We start from the raw sequence: 16,552 nt of genomic DNA, 5'->3' as shown, positions 1-16,552 counted from the left end.
TTAGAAATCCGCATCCCAGTCGACCCGCATCTCGCCGGCTGCCAGATCGATCGAAAGCACGCACTGATCCGTATAGGGCAGCAGACGCTCGCGATCATCCAGACTGCCCGCACTGGGCTTGACCACCATCACATCGTTGGCACCGGTCTCGAACAAGTGGTCGATCACGCCGAGCAACTGCCCTGCCTGATCGATGACCTTCAAGCCCTGCAACTGGTACCAGTAGAACTCGCCGTCATCCAGGTCCGGCAACTCGCTGCGCGGCACGCAGATCTCGAAGCCGGCGTAGGTACGCGCGATTTCGCGATCATCCAGCCCCTTCAGCTTGGCGACCAGCACCTTACCTTGCAGGCGGCCGCTGGCCAGCTCCACTTGCTTTACCTCGCCGTCACGCCTGAGCGTCCAGCGCTGGTAATCGAGCACGTTATCGATGGGATCGGTAAAGGAGTAGACCTTCACTTCACCCCGGACGCCGTGCACCGAAACGATCTTGCCGAGGACGATCAGATCCTCGGCGACGGCCGGCGTCGTACTCATAAAGATGCTTAGGCAGCAGCCTTGGCAGCTTCCTTGAGCAGCTGAGCAACGCGCTCAGACGGCTGCGCGCCCTGGCCCAGCCAGTAGGTCGCACGCTCCTGGTCGACGGACAGACGCACTTCGCCACCGGCAGCGATCGGGTTGAAGAAACCGATACGCTCAACGAAACGACCATCGCGCGCGTTGCGGCTGTTGGTCACGGTCAGGTGGTAGAAGGGGCGCTTTTTGGAGCCGCCACGAGCAAGACGGATGGTTACCATGTGAACATCGTTCCTGTAGTCGGTGCTAACTTGAGGCACACATTAAAAATGGGCCTAGGCCCGAAAGGCCGCACATTTTAAGGATTATGCGGCGGTTTGCAAATCTCTTTTTCCGCCCGGCCATCGGCCGGGCGCGCGGGTCTTCAGAATTTTGGCATGCCGCCGCCGGGTAACATACCGCCCATGCCGCGCATCATCTTAGCCATGCCGCCCTTGGCGGTGAATTTCTTCATCATCTTCTGCATCTGCTTATGCTGCTTGATCAACCTGCCGATGTCTTGCACCTGGGTACCGGAACCCAGGGCGATACGACGTTTGCGCGAGCCGCTGATGATCTCCGGATCGCGGCGCTCGGCCGGGGTCATGGAGTTGATGATCGCTTCCATCTGTTTGAACTGCTTCTCGGCCGCGCCCTGGGCGTTGCCCATCTGCGCCAAGTTGACCCCGCCGATGGACGGCAGCTTGTCCATCAGGCCGCCGAGGCCGCCCATGTTCTTCATCTGCTGCAGCTGGTCGCGAAAGTCCTCGAGGTCGAAGCCCTTGCCCTTCTTCAGCTTCTTGGTGAGCTTCTCGGCCTTCTCGCGGTCGAGGGTCTGCTCGGCCTGCTCAATCAGGCTGAGCACGTCGCCCATGCCGAGGATGCGCGAGGCGATACGGTCCGGGTGGAAGGGCTCGAGCGCGTCGCTCTTCTCGCCCATACCGATGAACTTGATCGGCTTGCCGGTGATGTGGCGCACCGACAGCGCGGCACCGCCGCGGGCGTCGCCGTCGACCTTGGTCAGCACCACGCCAGTCAGCGGCAGCGCGTCGCTGAAGGCCTTGGCGGTGTTGGCGGCGTCCTGGCCGGTCATGGCGTCGACCACGAACAGGGTCTCGACCGGCTTGACCGCGGCGTGCAGGGCCTGGATCTCGGCCATCATCTCGGCATCGATGGCCAGACGGCCGGCGGTATCGAGGATGACCACGTCGATGAACTTCAGCTTGGCCTCGCGGATCGCCGCATTGGCGATGTCCACCGGCTTCTGGCTGGCGTCGGAGGGAAAGAAGGTCACCCCGAGATCACCGGCCAGGGTTTCCAGCTGCTTGATCGCCGCCGGACGGTAAACGTCGGCTGACACCAGCAACACCGACTTTTTCTTGCGCTCCTTGAGGAACTTGGCCAGCTTGCCGGCGGTGGTGGTCTTGCCCGCGCCCTGCAGACCGGCCATCAGCACCACCGCGGGCGGCGCGGCATTCAGCGCCAGATCCTCGTTGGCCGCGCCCATCAGCTCTTCCAGTTCGGCGCGGACGATCTTCACGAAAGCCTGGCCCGGGGTCAGGCTCTTGGACACCTCGGTGCCGACCGCACGCTCCTTGACCTTGGCGACGAAGTCCTTGACCACCGGCAGGGCCACGTCGGCCTCGAGCAGGGCCATGCGCACCTCGCGCAGGGTGTCCTTGATGTTGTCTTCGCTCAGCTTGGCCTTGCCCGTAACGTTACGCAGGGTCTGGGAGAGGCGATCGGTAAGATTTTCGAACATGCGCGTTCCTTTGAGGTCCGACCCGGCGTACCGGGCATGCGACAGGCGGCGGATTATAGCCAAGTCGCCGCGCCGCCGACACCGCCGGCGGTCTTTCGTGGCAGCGGCCATCTGTGCCACACTCAGCGCCTTTCGGGCTCGCCTTACACGGATTTATGCACCCTCTGCTGCCCAGCCTCGCCGCCGTCTGCCTGTATGCCGGCGCTGCCACCTATCAGGGCCTGCGCCTGACTCAGCGCAGCACACCCGACAAGCGCCTGCTGGCGCTGCTCGGCGTGCTCGCCCTGCTCTTCCATGGCGGCAGCCTGTTCCTGCAGTTGCACAACGTCCAGGGACTGACCCTGGATTTCTTCAACGCCGCCAGCCTGATCGCCTACGCGGTGATCGCCCTGACCCTGCTGGCCTGCCTGCGCATTCCGGCAGAAAACCTACTGCTGCTGCTGTTTCCCCTGGGTGGTCTGACGGTGCTGGCCGCGGAGTTCCTGCCGTCGGGCACCATTCGCCCGATCGACGAGCACCCCGGCATCCTCGCCCACATCCTGTTCTCGATACTGGCCTACGGCATGCTCACCATCGCCGTGTTCCAGTCGATCCTGTTGCTGCTGCAGGATCATCAGCTCAAACACAAGCACCCCTCGGGGCTGATCAAGAACTTCCCGCCGCTGCAGACCATGGAAAGCCTGCTGTTCGGCTTCCTCTGGGCCGGCTGGCTGCTGCTGTCGCTGTCACTGCTGTCCGGCGCGCTGTTTCTCGATGACCTGTTCGCCCAGCACCTGGTGCACAAGACCATCCTCTCCTGCTTCGCCTGGGTGGTGTTCGCCGTACTGTTGTGGGGCCGCCACCAACTCGGCTGGCGCGGGCACAAGGCCATTCGCTGGACCCTGGCCGGCTTCTGCCTGCTGATGCTGGCCTATTTCGGCAGCAAGCTGGTGCGCGAATTCATCCTGCATATCTGAGGCGCCTTACTTGGACGACCTTCATTCGAGCTATCTGCTCGGCCTGCTGATCTTTCTCATCCTCTGCTCGGCGTTCTTCTCCAGCTCCGAGACCGGCATGCTCAGCCTCAATCGCTACCGCCTCAAGCACCTGGACAAGGAAGGCCACAAAGGTGCCCGCCGCGTAACCCGCCTGCTCGACCGTCCGGACCGCCTGCTCGGCACCATCCTGGTCGGCAACAACGTGGTCAACATCCTCGCCGCCTCCATCGCCACCGTGCTGGCGGTCGATCTGTGGGGCGAGGCCGGCATCGCCATCGCCACCGCCGGGCTGACCATCGTCGTGCTGATCTTCGGCGAGATCACCCCCAAGACCCTGGCCGCGCTGCGCCCGGAGCTGGTGGCCTTCCCCGCCAGCCACCTGCTCAACCTGCTGCAGCGCCTGCTCTACCCGGTGGTGTGGCTGACCAGCGCGATCAGCAACGGCCTGCTGCGCCTGTTTGGCGTCGACCCGGCACAGCGCGCCAGTGATAGCCTGTCCACCGAGGAACTGCGCAGCGTGGTGCGCGAGTCGGGCTCGGAGCTGCCGAAGAACCGCCAGGACATGCTCCTCGGCATCCTCGACCTGGAGCGGGTGACGGTGGACGACATCATGATTCCGCGCAACGAGGTAGCCGGCATCGACCTGAACGATGACCTGGAGAGCATCATCGGCCAGTTGCGCACCACCCCGCACACACGCCTGCCGGTGTTCCGCGGCGACATCAACCAGATCGAGGGCGTGGTGCACATGCGCCAGATCGCCCGCCTGCTGAGCCACAACCAGTTGACCAAGGAAGCCCTGCAGGCGGCCTGCCACGAACCCTACTTCGTGCCGGAAAACACCCCGCTGTCGACCCAGCTGATCAACTTCCAGAAGCAGAAGCGGCGCATCGGCATCGTCGTCGACGAGTACGGCGAAGTGATCGGCATCGTCACCCTGGAAGACATCCTCGAGGAGATCGTCGGCGACTTCAGCAACCAGGACAGCCTGCGCAGCCCCGATATTCATCCGCAGGACGACGGCACCCTGGTGATCGACGGCGCCGCCTATATCCGCGAGGTGAACAAGACCCTCGGCTGGCACCTGCCCAGCGACGGCCCCAAGACACTCAACGGCTTGATCACCGAGGCGCTGGAAAGCATTCCCGACAGCGCCGTGTGCCTGAAGATCGGTCCTTACCGCCTGGAAATCCTCCAGGCCGCGGAGAATCGGGTGAAAAGCGTTCGGGTCTGGCAAATGGAGAAGGTCAAGCAGGACGCTGCAGCGATGGAATAAGGCGCTCGGCCAGGCCAGCAGCCCATTGCCGATACCCCAGCGCCGAGGGGTGATAGCCATCCTCGGCCAGGTAGTGCGGCTCGAACGGCAGATCCAGCGCGCAATGCTGCGCCCCCAGCCCTAAGGCCAGAACTCGCAGCTCGCGATCCAGCAGGCTGGCGCGCCACCCCATCAATAACCGCAACAACCAGGGCAGGCCGCTGAAATGCTGCAGCGGCGGCACGGCACTGAACGCCACGCGGCAACCCCGCGTGTTCAGCGCATCGGCCATGCCGGCAAGCGCCTGCATCCAGCGCGCACCCGAAGTGAGATGAGTGGTGTCGTTGACGCCGAAGACCAGCAGCGCCAGGTCGGCAGGTTCGGCCAGCCCCTGTGGCAACAGGCGCTCGTGGGCCTGGGCCGCGGTGATGCCATTCTCGCCACAGGCTCGCCAGCGCACCGGGCGCCCCAGGCGTTCGGCCAGCGCAGCCGCCAGGCAGCTCGCCAGGGCTTGATCGAAGCTTCTCACTCCGACGCCCGCCACGGTGGACTCACCGATCAGCAGCAGGCGTAGCGGCTCCCCCGGCAAATGCGCTGCGGCCATGCCGGCAGGCTCGCCCTGGGCGACCGGCAAGCGCAAGGCAGTACGCCGGGTGTGCAACGCCAGCGGCAGCGCCAATGGCAGCAGCGACAGCGTCGCCAGCCACCACAGCGCGCGCCGGCTCACAGCTGTACGCGTACCGCGCGGGCGCTGCGCAGCGCCTTGGCCTGCGCCGCCTCGATCGACTCATCGCGCGCCAGGGCCACCCCCATGCGCCGCTGACCCCTGACCTCGGGCTTGCCGAACAGACGCAGGGCGGTGTCCGCCTCGCTCAGCGCCGCGCCCAGATTGGCGAAGCTGGCCTGCCGCGAGTCGCCTTCGACCAGAATCACCGCCGAAGCCGAGGGGCCCATCTGCCGGATCGCCGGAATCGGCAGGCCGAGAATTGCACGCGCATGCAGGGCGAATTCGGACAGCTCCTGGGAAATCAGCGTCACCAGGCCGGTGTCGTGCGGCCGCGGCGACACCTCGCTGAACCACACCTGGTCGCCCTTGACGAACAGTTCGACGCCGAACAGCCCGCGCCCACCGAGGGCCTCGGTGACCGCCAGCGCCACGCGCTCGGATTCGGCCAGCGCCTGCGGACTCATCGCTTGCGGCTGCCAGGATTCCTGGTAGTCGCCGTGCTCCTGGCGATGGCCTATGGGCGCGCAGAAGCTGGTGCCGCCGGCGTGGCGCACGGTGAGCAGGGTGATCTCGTAGTCGAAGTCGATGAAACCCTCGACTATCACCCGCCCCTTGCCGGCGCGCCCGCCCTCCTGGGCATGGTCCCAGGCGCGCTGCAGGTCGGCATCGCCTTTCAGCACGCTCTGGCCCTTGCCGGAGGAGCTCATGATCGGCTTGACCACGCAGGGGTAGCCGACGGCTCTGACCGCCGCGGCGTAATCCTCGAAGGTATCGGCGAAATGGTAGGGCGAGGTGGGCAGCCCCAGCTCCTCGGCGGCCAGGCGGCGAATGCCCTCGCGGTTCATGGTCAGCTGCGCGGCACGCGCGGTGGGCACCACGTTGAAGCCTTCGGCCTCCAGCTCGACCAGGGTGGCGGTGGCGATGGCCTCGATCTCCGGCACGATGAAATGCGGCTGCTCGGCCTCGATCACCGCGCGCAGGGCGGCGCCGTCGAGCATATCGATCACGTGGCTGCGGTGCGCCACCTGCATGGCCGGGGCGTTGGCGTAACGGTCCACGCCGATCACCTCGCAGCCCAGGCGCTGCAGCTCGATCACCACTTCCTTGCCGAGTTCGCCACAGCCGCACAGCAGCACACGGGTCGCGGAAGGCGACAGGGGGGTTCCAATACGGGGCATGAATTTTCCTCGAACAGAGAATCAGGAAGGCGTCAGCAGATGGCCGGAAGCACGGGCGCGTTCCAGGCAACGTTGCAGCACCAAGCGGCGCTCGGCATTGTCCATGCGGCCCCAGCGGGTGATTTCGCCGGCGGTGCGCTGGCAGCCGATGCAGATGTCCTGCTCGTCCAGCGCACAGACCTGCACGCAGGGCGAGCGCAGCGGCTTTTCTGCATCATTCATCGTCAGGGACCAGTTCGCGGGCATAGCGCTGGGCGTTGTGCACGTAATGGGCGGCGCTGGCCTCGAGCATCTTCTTCTGCTGCTCGGTCAGCTCGCGCACCACCTTGCCCGGGCTGCCCATCACCAGGCTGCCGTCTGGGATCACCTTGCCCTCGGGGATCAGGCTGTTGGCGCCGATGATGCAGTACTTGCCGATCCTGGCGCCGTTGAGGATCACCGCGTTGATGCCGATCAGGCTGTAATCGTCCACCGTGCAGCCGTGCATCATCACCTTGTGGCCAACGGTGACGCCCTTGCCCAGGGTCAGCGGAAAGCCCATGTCGGTGTGCAGCACGCTGCCGTCCTGCACGTTGCTGTGCTCGCCGATATGGATCAGCTCGTTGTCGCCGCGCAGCACGGCGCCGAACCAGACGCTGGCGCCGGCCTCCAGGCGCACCTTGCCGATCAGCTCGGCGCTAGGCGCGATCCAGCTGTCGGGATGGGCTTCGACACGGCAGCTTCCCAGACGGTATTTCATGGCACGGCTCTCAACGCAGGTGGATGAAGTGTTCGGGCGGCTGGTGCAGGGCGATCCGCGCATCGTCGTAGAGCAGGTTGACCAACTCCACCACCATGATCGCCGTCAGCCCCCAGATGCGGTACTCGCCATAGGTGTAGGACGGCACGTACCAGCTGCGCCCGAGGTAATCGATACGGTGCGTCAGCTCGCGCGGGTCGCTACGGAAGAACTCCAGCGGCACGGAGAACACCGAGGCGATCTCGGCATCGTTGGCCTTGTACTCCACGTAGTCCGGCACCAGCCCGACATAGGGCGTGACCTGGATACCGTGGCGCGAGACCAGGCCGCTGAGCGGACCGATCACCTCGACCAGCCCCGGCGGCAGGCCGATCTCCTCCTCGGCCTCGCGCAGGGCGGTATGCACCAGATCGCGATCGTCCGGATCGCGCCGGCCACCGGGGAAGGCGACCTCGCCGCCATGGGTCGACAAACCGCTGGCACGCAGGGTCAGCACCAGTTCAGGTTCGTCGCTGCGGGTGATGGGGACCAGCACCGCCGCCTCGGGGAAGCTGCGCTCGGTCTCCAGGGCGCGCGGCCGGTAGCCGCGCACGCGAAGGAGCAACTCGTCCAGCATGGGCACACTCGGGTGTAGTTATGCCCGGCATCATGACATGAACGGGGCGCCACGCCCAAGCCCACCGCCGGTTACGCGGGCTTGCCGGTCATGCCGCCGGCGCGCCAAGATAACCGTGACAGTCTCAGGAGCCGACATGAAATTCTGCAATCAATGCGGTCAACCGCTCATGCAGACGATTCCCGCCGGGGACAACCGCCTGCGCCACGTCTGCAGCCACTGTCACAGGGTGCACTATCAGAACCCGCGGATCGTCGCCGGCTGCCTGCCGGTGTGGGGCGAACAGGTGCTGCTGTGCCGCCGCGCCATCGAGCCGCGGCGCGGCTACTGGACGCTGCCGGCCGGCTTCATGGAGAACGGCGAGACCATCGAGCAGGCGGCGGCGCGGGAAACCCTTGAGGAAGCCTGCGCGCGGGTGCGCGATCTCAACCTTTACACGCTGTTCGATCTGCCGCATATCAGCCAGGTGTACATGATGTTCCGCGCCGAACTGGTCGATCTGGACTTCGCCGTGGGTGAGGAGAGCCTCGAGGTACGCCTGTTCGCGGAGGAGGAAATCCCCTGGTCGGAGCTGGCTTTTCCGACCATAGGCCGTACCTTAGAATGCTTCTTCGCCGATCGTCGGCAGAACCTGTTTCCGGTGCGCAACGAGGCGCTCGAAGCTCTGCGCGCTCATTACCGCCCCCGTTGACCCTTTGCCGAGAAGTTTCCGATGCGCTGGCTGTTGCCCCTGTTGTGCCTGACCCTCAGCCTGAACGTGCAGGCCAACGCCACCCCGATCGATGCCACGCGTCAGGTGGACAAGGTGCTGGTGCTCAAATCCGAGCGCAAGCTGCACCTGCTGCAGCGCGGCGAGACCATCAAGAGCTACCGCATCTCCCTCGGCAAGCAGCCCAGCGGCGCCAAGCAGCGCGAGGGCGACCTGCGTACGCCGGAAGGCTTCTACTGGATCGACTGGCGCAAGGCCAGCGACAAATACCAGCTGTCGCTGCACATCTCCTACCCCAACGCCCGCGACCTGGCCAACGCACGCCAGGCCGGCGTGTCGCCGGGCAGCATGATCATGATCCACGGCACGCCGCTGGACGAGGAGTACCCCGAATGGTTCTTCCATACCCTGGACTGGACCGAGGGCTGCATCGCCATGAGGAACGCCGACATGCGCGAAGTGTGGGAGCTGGTCAAGGACGGCACGCTGATCGAGATTCGCCCATAAGACGCAAATCGCACATGAAAAAGGCGCCATTGGCGCCTTTTTCATTTCGCTTCAGAACTGCAGATCCGACAACCGCCAGACGTCGAATGCCGGCGTCTCGTAGGGATGGGCCCTCTTCAGCGCCTTGACCGCGTCGTGGATCAGCTCGTCGGCGACCACCAACTCGACCTTCCATTCGCTCACCTGCTCGACGCTGCCGATCTGGCCGAGGAACGGCTGGCTACCCCCCAGCGCACGGAACTGGCCCTGCCCGAGCGCCTGCCAGCAGCAGCTGTCATAGCGGCCGACACGACCGCCGCCGGCAGCGAAAACCGCCTGCTTCACCGATTCCAGATGGCTTTCCGGCACATAGAAACACAGTTTGTACATCAAGTTCTCCGCAGATGGGCAACCGAACCACAGACAAGCCACGAGGCATAGAATGATGGCATTTTGCCTCAAAACAGCATAGAGAACGGCTTCGAAAAAGCGCATTCCGTCGGCTGGTTCATCCACTTTCGACTGATAGCCGCGCGCCGCGTTCAATCGCCCGAGCGAAATCGTCGCCACTTGTCTCGCAGGCCAGGCGCCGGCGGGCTGTGGCGGCCATCGCAATAGGGCAAGTCGGCCGAACGACCGCAGCGACAGAGCAGCAGGCGCTGCTCTCGCACAGGGGTCAGCCGCAACGCGTCGGCGCAGGCGCGGTTGCAGTCGGGCAAGGTCGAGGAACGTCCGCAGCGACACAGCCGATGGGTTTCACCGGGTTTGACCAGGCGGGCTTCGGGGAGAATCGGCAGGGGATCATCGACCATGGCTGGGCCTAAGTAACCCGGATGAAATCCGGGTAGGAATATCGCAACGACCTTCCCGGATTGCATCCAGGCTACATGCAGTCAACGATCAGCCCCCTTCCCATCTGCGGGAGAGGGGTGGGGAGAGGGCTGGATGCTGGCTACAACACCCTCTCCCGCCCTTCGGGCCCCCTCTCCCAATTGGAGAGGGTCATCAGAAGCCCGCTGCGCCGCCGCTGTTAGTTCACCCAGACGCGGGCGTTGCGGAACATGCGCATCCAGCCGCCGTCTTCCTGCCACTCGTCAGGGCGCCAGGAGTTCTGCACGGCGCGGAACACCCGCTCCGGGTGCGGCATCATGATGGTCACGCGGCCGTCGCGGCTGGTCAGGCCGGTGATGCCGCGCGGCGAACCGTTGGGGTTGGCCGGGTAGCTCTCGGTGACCTTGCCGTGGTTGTCGACGTAGCGCAGGGCCACGGTGCCGGACAGGTCGGCCTCCAGCAGCGCCTCTTCGCTTTCGAATTCGGCATGCCCCTCGCCGTGGGCGATGGCGATCGGCAGGCGCGAACCGGCCATGCCCTGCAGGAAGATCGACGCCGATTCCTGGATCTGCACCATGGCCACGCGCGCCTCGAACTGCTCGGAGCGGTTGCGCACGAAGTGCGGCCAGAACTCGGTGCCCGGGATCAGCTCGTGCAGGTTGCTCATCATCTGGCAGCCGTTGCACACGCCGAGGGCGAAGCTGTCCTTGCGCTCGAAGAAGCCGGCGAAGGCATCGCGCGCACGGGCGTTGAACAGCACCGACTTGGCCCAGCCCTCGCCCGCGCCGAGCACATCACCGTAGGAGAAGCCGCCACAGGCGACCAGGCCCTTGAACTCTTCCAGGCTGACGCGGCCGGCGAGGATGTCGCTCATATGCACGTCGATGGCGGAGAAACCGGCGCGGTCGAAAGCCGCGGCCATCTCCACCTGGCCGTTGACGCCCTGCTCGCGCAGGATCGCCACCTGCGGACGCACGCCCTTCTTGATATAGGGCGCGGCGATGTCCTGGTTGACGTCGAAACCGAGCTTGACCGACAGGCCGGGGTTGTCCTCTTCCAGCAGCAGGTCGAATTCCTGGTCGGCGCCCTGGGCGTTGTCGCGCAGACGCTGGATACGGTAGCTGGTCTCGGCCCACTGACGCTGCAGCAGACGACGCTCGCCGGCGAATACCGGCTCGCCATTGAAGCTGATGCTGACTTCGCTGTTGTTCACCGCCTGGCCGATCACCGCCACGCAGTCGTCCAGGCCGGCGGCGCTGAACTGCGCCAGCACCTCCGGGGTGGCGTCCTGGCGCACCTGGATCACCGCGCCCAGCTCTTCGTTGAACAGCACGGCCGGCAGCTCGGAGCTGTCATCAGCCAGCGCGTCGAGGTTCAGCGACAGGCCGCAGTGACCGGCGAAGGCCATTTCCAGCACGGTGGTCAGCAGGCCGCCGTCGGAGCGGTCGTGGTAGGCCAGCAGGTGACCGTCGGCGTTGAGGCCCTGGATCACGGCGAAGAAGGCCTTGAGGTCTTCGGCGTCGTCGAGATCCGGCACCTGCTGGCCGATCTGCGCGTAGACCTGCGCCAGGATCGAGGCGCCCATGCGGTTCTGGCCGCGGCCGAGATCGATCAGGATCAGGTCGGTCTCGCCCTTGTCCATGCGCAGTTGCGGGGTCAGGGTCTGGCGGATGTCCTGCACCGGGGCGAAGCCGGAGATCACCAGCGACAGCGGCGCGGTCACGCTCTTGTCGACACCCTCCTCCTGCCAACGGGTCTTCATCGACATGGAGTCCTTGCCCACCGGGATGGTGATACCCAGCGCCGGGCACAGCTCCATGCCGACGGCCTTGACGGTGTCATACAGGCGGGCGTCTTCACCCGGGTGGCCGGCGGCTGCCATCCAGTTGGCCGACAGTTTGATGTCGGACAGCTTGCCGATGCGCGCCGCAGCCAGGTTGGTGATGGTCTCGCCGACGGCCATGCGCCCGGATGCCGGGGCATCGAGCAGCGCCAGCGGGGTGCGCTCGCCCATGGCCATGGCTTCGCCGGTGTAGACGTCGAAGCTAGTGGCGGTCACGGCGCAGTCGGCCACCGGCACCTGCCAGGGGCCGACCATCTGATCGCGCGCCACCAGGCCGGTGATGCTGCGGTCACCGATGGTGATCAAAAAGCTCTTGCTGGCCACGGCCGGGTGGCGCAGCACACGGCCCAGGGCCTCTTCGATATCGACGCTGGCGGCGCTGAAGTCATCGCCCTGCTCCGCTTCGCGGGCCACGCTGCGGTGCATGCGCGGCGGCTTGCCGAGCAGCACTTCCAGCGGCATTTCCACCGGGGTGTTGCCGAAGTGGCTGTCGGTGACGGTCAGGTGCGGCTCGGCGGTGGCCTCGCCGACCACGGCGAAGGGGCAGCGCTCGCGTTCGCAGATCGCCTGGAAGCGCTCGAAGTCGGCCGCATCCACGGAGAGCACGTAGCGCTCCTGCGACTCGTTGCACCAGATCTCGTGCGGGGCCATGCCCGGCTCGTCGTTGGGTACCTTGCGCAGCTCGAAGCGACCGCCACGGCCACCGTCGTTGATCAGCTCCGGCAGGGCGTTGGAGATACCGCCGGCGCCGACGTCGTGGATGAACTTGATCGGATTGGCCTCGCCCAGCTGCCAGCAGCGGTCGATGACCTCCTGGCAGCGGCGTTCCATTTCCGGGTTCTCGCGCTGCACCGAGGCGAAGTCCAGGTCGGCCGAGCTGGCACCGGTGGCCATCGACGAAGCGGCGCCGCCGCCGAGACCGATAAGCATGGCCGGGCCGCCGAGCACAATCAGCTTGGCGCCGACCGAGATCTCGCCCTTCTGCACGTGGTTCTCGCGAATGTTGCCGAGGCCGCCGGCGAGCATGATCGGCTTGTGGTAGCCGCGCACTTCTTCGCCGCGCGGGCTGCTCACAGCCTGCTCGAAGGTACGGAAGTAGCCGTTGAGTGCCGGGCGACCGAACTCGTTGTTGAACGCGGCGCCGCCCAGCGGGCCCTCGATCATGATGTCCAGCGCGCTGACGATGCGCTCGGGCTTGCCGTAGGGCTTCTCCCAGGGCTGCAGGAAGCCGGGGATGTTCAGGTTGGAGACCGAGAAACCGGTCAGGCCGGCCTTCGGCTTGGCGCCACGACCGGTCGCGCCCTCGTCGCGGATCTCGCCGCCGGAGCCGGTGGAGGCGCCGGGGAATGGCGCGATGGCGGTCGGGTGGTTGTGCGTCTCCACCTTCATCAGGATATGCACCGGCTCGACGCTCGCGCCGTACTCGCGGGTCTCCGGATTGGGGAAGAAGCGCCCGGCGGTGAAGCCTTCGATGACCGAGGCGTTGTCCTTGTAGGCGCTCAACACGCCTTCGCTGTGCATCTGGTAGGTGTTCTTGATCATGCCGAACAGCGACTTGTCCTGCGCCTGTCCGTCGATGTCCCAGCTGGCGTTGAAGATCTTGTGCCGGCAGTGCTCGGAGTTGGCCTGGGCGAACATCATCAGTTCGATATCGTGCGGATTGCGTCCCAGCTCGACGAAGCTCTTGACCAGGTAGTCGATCTCGTCCTCGGCCAGGGCCAGGCCCAGGTCCTGGTTGGCCTGTTCCAGCGCGGCGCGACCGCCGCCGAGGATGTCCACCGCGGTCAGCGGCTTGGGCTGGGCATGGCTGAACAACGCCGCGGCGTCTTCCAGGGCGTTCAGCACCAACTGAGTCATGCGGTCGTGCAGCAGGGCGGCGACAGCGGCGCTATCGGCCTCGCTCAGCTCGCCGCTGACGTAATAGGCGATACCGCGCTCCAAGCGCTGGATCTTGGCCAGGCCACAGTTGCGGGCGATGTCGCTGGCCTTGCTCGACCAGGGCGAGATGGTGCCGAAGCGCGGAATGGTCAGAAACAGTTTGCCGCTGGGCTCCTGCACCGGCACGCTCGGGCCGTACTTGAGCAGACGGGCCAGCACCTGCTGCTCGTCGGCGTCGAGCTCGCCACTGACATCGGCGAAATGCGCGAACTCGGCGTACAGCCCGGTCACGGCCGGCATCTTGCTGGTCAGTTGCTCAAGCAATTTGCCATGGCGGAAAGCGGAAAGAGCGGGAGCGCCGCGCAGAATCAACATCGTCGGGACAGCCTCTGGGGAAGGGGGTGTGCTTAGAGGCCGTGCATTCTAGCCTAAAGCAACGTCTGCGGCACCCGTGGCCGGCGCTTTCGAGACGGATGCGCGCTAGCAGAGAAGCGAAGCGCTGTCGAGATATGGCGCCGCCAGCGCTTTGCGTATACTGCGGCGATGTTTGCACGACCTGCGATACGCATGCGTTGCGCCACAGGGCTGTTGGCGATTGGAATCCTCCTGATGCTCGGCGGCTGTGGCGAAGAACTCAAGCCCAGCGTACTCGAGCAGGTAAAGGCGGAGGGCGAGTTGCGCGTGATCACTCGCAACAGCCCCGCCACCTACTTCCAGGACCGCAATGGCGACACCGGCTTCGAGTACGAGCTGGCCAAGCGCTTCGCCACCGATCTGGGCCTGGAGCTGAAGATCGAGACCGCCGACAACCTCGGCAGCCTGTTCGCCGGCCTGGGCCGGCCCAACGGCCCGGTGCTGGCCGCCGCCGGCCTGGTGGAGACCCCGGCGCGGCAAAGCCAGGCGCGCTTCTCCGTTCCCTACCTGGAAGTCACCCCGCAGGTCGTCTATCGCCAGGGCCAGCCGCGCCCGACCAAGGCCGCCGACCTGGTCGGCAAGCGCATCCTGGTGCTGGCCGGCAGCAGCCACGCCGAGCAGCTGGCCGCCCTCAAGCTGGAAGTGCCGGAGCTGAGCTTCGAGGAATCCGACGCGGTGGAGGTGGTCGACCTGCTGCGCATGGTCGACGAAGGCCAGATCGACCTGACCCTGGTGGACTCCAACGAGCTGGCGATGAACCAGGTGTACTTCCCCAACGTACGCGTCGCCTTCGACCTCGGCGATGCCAATCGCATGCGCTGGGCTGTCGCCCCGGGCGATGACGACAGCCTGTTGCAGGAAGCCAATGCCTTCCTCCAGCGCGCCGAGGCCAACGGCACCCTGCAACGCCTGAAGGAGCGCTACTACGGCCACGTCGACGTGCTCGGCTACGTCGGCGCCTACACCTTCGCCCAGCACCTGCAAAAGCGCCTGCCGCGCTACGAGCAGATGTTCCGCCAGGCCGGCCGCAGCCACCAGGTGGACTGGCGCCTGCTCGCCGCCATGGGCTACCAGGAGTCGCTGTGGCAGCCCACGGCGACCTCCAAGACCGGCGTACGCGGCCTGATGATGCTGACCCAGCGCACCGCGCAGTCGGTCGGCGTGTCCAACCGCCTGGACCCCAAGCAGAGCATCGAGGGCGGTGCGCGCTATTTCATCCAGGTGCACAGCCAGCTGCCGGAAAGCATCCGGGAACCGGACCGTACCTGGTTCGCCCTGGCCGCCTACAACATCGGCGGCGGCCACCTGGAGGACGCGCGCAGGCTGACCGAGGCCGAGGGCCTGGATCCGAACAAGTGGCTCGACGTACAGAAGATCCTGCCGCGCCTGGCGCAGAAGCAGTGGTACAGCAAGACCCGCTACGGCTACGCCCGCGGCGGTGAACCGGTGCACTTCGTGCGCAACATCCGCCGCTATTACGACATCCTCACCTGGGTGACCCAACCGCAGCTGGAAGGCACCCAGGTCGCCGAAAGCGGCGTGCACCTGCCCGGCATCGACGAGCGCCGTCCCGAAGACGAAACCCCGCCGCTCTGATCAGGAGCGCAAGCGCTGGTTGCCCATGGCGCAGCGGCTCTGTGCCCGCCGGGCCGCCGGCAGGGCCGCCAGCTTTGTGCTGCACTGGGCCAGGCTGGCCACCCGTTCGATGCGCAGATTGGCCTGTTCGTCGATGCCGATCAGGTAGGGCTGCGCATAGCGGGCCCGGTCGTCCCAGCCACTGAAGACCTGCTCGCTGAACACGCAGCGATAGTCCAGCTGGCCGGTGAAGCCCTGGAACCTGTCGCGCATGAAGATGTGGTGATAGCGCAACCAGTCACGGTCGCGCTGGCCCACGCGCACCGCCTCCTGACAGCCTTCCAGCGTGGTGATCTGCGGCTCGTGGAGGAAAATGCTCTGCGCCAGGTTCGAGCCGCCCAGTTGCACGGTGGCCACCAGGTAGACCTCGCGCGTTTCGGCCAGTGCCGGTGCGCTCAGCAGCGCCAGCAGAGCCAGCATCCGTTTCATCGTTCCACTCCTTGTCGTGAGGCTCAGCCGCGCCGTGCCTTGAAGAACTCCTTGAGCAGCGCCCCGCTCTCCTCGGCCAGCAGCCCGCCTTCCACCAGCACCCGATGGTTGAGAAAGCCCTGCTCGAAGAAGCGCCCCTGGCTGACCGCCGCGCCGGCCCGCGGTTCGCTGGCGGCATAGACCACACGGGCGATGCGCGCATGGACGATCAGCCCGGCGCACATGCTGCAGGGCTCCAGCGTGACGTAGAGCGTGCTGCCCGGCAGCCGGTAATTGCGCGCCATTTCTGCCGCCGCGCGGATCGCCACCATCTCGGCGTGGGCGCTGGGGTCACTGCGCGAGATCGGGCAGTTGAAGCCGCGCCCGACGATCTCGCCGTCCTGCACCAGCACCGCGCCCACCGGCACCTCGCCCCGCTCCGCGCCCAGGCGCGCCTGCGCCAGCGCCTCGCGCATGAAATGCTCGTCGCGCGAGCGGTCGATGATCTGCGGTCTTTTCATTGAGTCGATCCGTACGCC

The 16,552-nt window shown here is 65.9% G+C and carries 18 protein-coding genes; 5 read left to right on the top strand and 13 right to left on the bottom strand.

Annotation, left to right across the window (positions count from 1 at the left end; all coding sequences use genetic code 11):
* From rimM to ffh, 3 genes are all read right to left on the bottom strand, one after another.
* Positions 1 to 537, bottom strand: a complete 537-nt coding sequence (gene rimM / locus ACUTAF_RS02635) for a ribosome maturation factor RimM (protein WP_445578505.1) — start codon at positions 535 to 537, stop codon at positions 1 to 3.
* Between the two features lie 8 nt (positions 538 to 545).
* Positions 546 to 797, bottom strand: a complete 252-nt coding sequence (gene rpsP, locus ACUTAF_RS02630) for a 30S ribosomal protein S16 (protein WP_003246162.1) — start codon at positions 795 to 797, stop codon at positions 546 to 548.
* A gap of 143 nt (positions 798 to 940) precedes the next feature.
* Entirely contained in the window at positions 941 to 2,317 is a 1,377-nt protein-coding gene (gene ffh, locus ACUTAF_RS02625) for a signal recognition particle protein (protein WP_445578504.1), read from the bottom strand.
* A 155-nt stretch (positions 2,318 to 2,472) separates the two neighbouring features.
* Between ffh and ACUTAF_RS02620 the strand changes: the two genes are divergently transcribed.
* Both ACUTAF_RS02620 and ACUTAF_RS02615 read left to right on the top strand, forming a co-directional pair.
* Complete coding sequence (locus tag ACUTAF_RS02620; protein ID WP_445578503.1) at positions 2,473 to 3,273, top strand: cytochrome C assembly family protein; 801 nt, start codon at positions 2,473 to 2,475, stop codon at positions 3,271 to 3,273.
* A 10-nt stretch (positions 3,274 to 3,283) separates the two neighbouring features.
* Positions 3,284 to 4,570, top strand: coding sequence for an HlyC/CorC family transporter (locus tag ACUTAF_RS02615; protein WP_445578502.1), 1,287 nt, complete (start codon positions 3,284 to 3,286; stop codon positions 4,568 to 4,570).
* On the opposite strand, the gene ACUTAF_RS02610 is transcribed toward ACUTAF_RS02615, so the two are convergent.
* Genes ACUTAF_RS02610 through ACUTAF_RS02590 form a run of 5 tightly spaced genes read right to left on the bottom strand, consistent with a single transcriptional unit; the run spans position 4,542 to position 7,809 of the window.
* Positions 4,542 to 5,276, bottom strand: a complete 735-nt coding sequence (locus tag ACUTAF_RS02610) for an SGNH/GDSL hydrolase family protein (protein ID WP_445578501.1) — start codon at positions 5,274 to 5,276, stop codon at positions 4,542 to 4,544. The genes ACUTAF_RS02615 and ACUTAF_RS02610 overlap by 29 nt on opposite strands.
* The gene (gene purT / locus ACUTAF_RS02605; RefSeq protein WP_445578500.1) at positions 5,273 to 6,454 is read right to left on the bottom strand and encodes a formate-dependent phosphoribosylglycinamide formyltransferase; all 1,182 of its coding nucleotides are present in this window, start codon (positions 6,452 to 6,454) and stop codon (positions 5,273 to 5,275) included. Before purT ends, ACUTAF_RS02610 begins: the two co-directional genes overlap by 4 nt.
* 21 nt (positions 6,455 to 6,475) lie before the next feature.
* A complete protein-coding gene (locus tag ACUTAF_RS02600; RefSeq protein WP_445578499.1) occupies positions 6,476 to 6,676 on the bottom strand; it encodes a DUF1289 domain-containing protein in 201 nt (66 codons plus the stop codon).
* Positions 6,669 to 7,193, bottom strand: coding sequence for a gamma carbonic anhydrase family protein (locus ACUTAF_RS02595; protein WP_445578498.1), 525 nt, complete (start codon positions 7,191 to 7,193; stop codon positions 6,669 to 6,671). Before ACUTAF_RS02595 ends, ACUTAF_RS02600 begins: the two co-directional genes overlap by 8 nt.
* Positions 7,194 to 7,203: 10 nt before the next feature.
* Positions 7,204 to 7,809: a CoA pyrophosphatase gene (locus ACUTAF_RS02590; protein WP_445578497.1), complete on the bottom strand. Its 606-nt coding sequence runs from the start codon at positions 7,807 to 7,809 to the stop codon at positions 7,204 to 7,206.
* Positions 7,810 to 7,945: 136 nt separating this feature from the next.
* On the opposite strand from ACUTAF_RS02590, the gene ACUTAF_RS02585 reads away from it, so the two are divergent.
* Entirely contained in the window at positions 7,946 to 8,500 is a 555-nt protein-coding gene (locus ACUTAF_RS02585) for an NUDIX hydrolase (RefSeq protein ID WP_445578496.1), read from the top strand.
* Between the two features lie 21 nt (positions 8,501 to 8,521).
* A complete protein-coding gene (locus ACUTAF_RS02580) occupies positions 8,522 to 9,025 on the top strand; it encodes a L,D-transpeptidase family protein (protein ID WP_445578495.1) in 504 nt (167 codons plus the stop codon).
* A gap of 51 nt (positions 9,026 to 9,076) precedes the next feature.
* Here the strand turns inward: ACUTAF_RS02580 and ACUTAF_RS02575 are convergent, their stop codons facing one another.
* From ACUTAF_RS02575 to purL, 3 genes are all read right to left on the bottom strand, one after another.
* Complete coding sequence (locus ACUTAF_RS02575) at positions 9,077 to 9,394, bottom strand: YqfO family protein (RefSeq protein WP_445578494.1); 318 nt, start codon at positions 9,392 to 9,394, stop codon at positions 9,077 to 9,079.
* Between the two features lie 152 nt (positions 9,395 to 9,546).
* Complete coding sequence (locus ACUTAF_RS02570) at positions 9,547 to 9,816, bottom strand: CDGSH iron-sulfur domain-containing protein (RefSeq protein WP_445578493.1); 270 nt, start codon at positions 9,814 to 9,816, stop codon at positions 9,547 to 9,549.
* Between the two features lie 218 nt (positions 9,817 to 10,034).
* Positions 10,035 to 13,931 (bottom strand): phosphoribosylformylglycinamidine synthase, encoded by a 3,897-nt coding sequence (purL, locus tag ACUTAF_RS02565; protein ID WP_445578492.1) that lies wholly within the window; start codon positions 13,929 to 13,931, stop codon positions 10,035 to 10,037.
* Between the two features lie 168 nt (positions 13,932 to 14,099).
* Here purL and mltF point away from each other — a divergent pair, with 168 nt between their 5' ends.
* Entirely contained in the window at positions 14,100 to 15,566 is a 1,467-nt protein-coding gene (gene mltF / locus ACUTAF_RS02560) for a membrane-bound lytic murein transglycosylase MltF (RefSeq protein ID WP_445578491.1), read from the top strand.
* Here the strand turns inward: mltF and ACUTAF_RS02555 are convergent, their stop codons facing one another.
* The gene (locus tag ACUTAF_RS02555) at positions 15,567 to 16,025 is read right to left on the bottom strand and encodes a hypothetical protein (protein WP_445582389.1); all 459 of its coding nucleotides are present in this window, start codon (positions 16,023 to 16,025) and stop codon (positions 15,567 to 15,569) included.
* A gap of 32 nt (positions 16,026 to 16,057) precedes the next feature.
* A complete protein-coding gene (tadA, locus tag ACUTAF_RS02550; protein ID WP_445578490.1) occupies positions 16,058 to 16,534 on the bottom strand; it encodes a tRNA adenosine(34) deaminase TadA in 477 nt (158 codons plus the stop codon).
* Positions 16,535 to 16,552: the final 18 nt, after the last annotated feature.

It is taken from the genome of Pseudomonas sp. SP16.1 (genome assembly GCF_052682975.1).
This window is presented reverse-complemented; position numbering and strand designations above follow the sequence as displayed.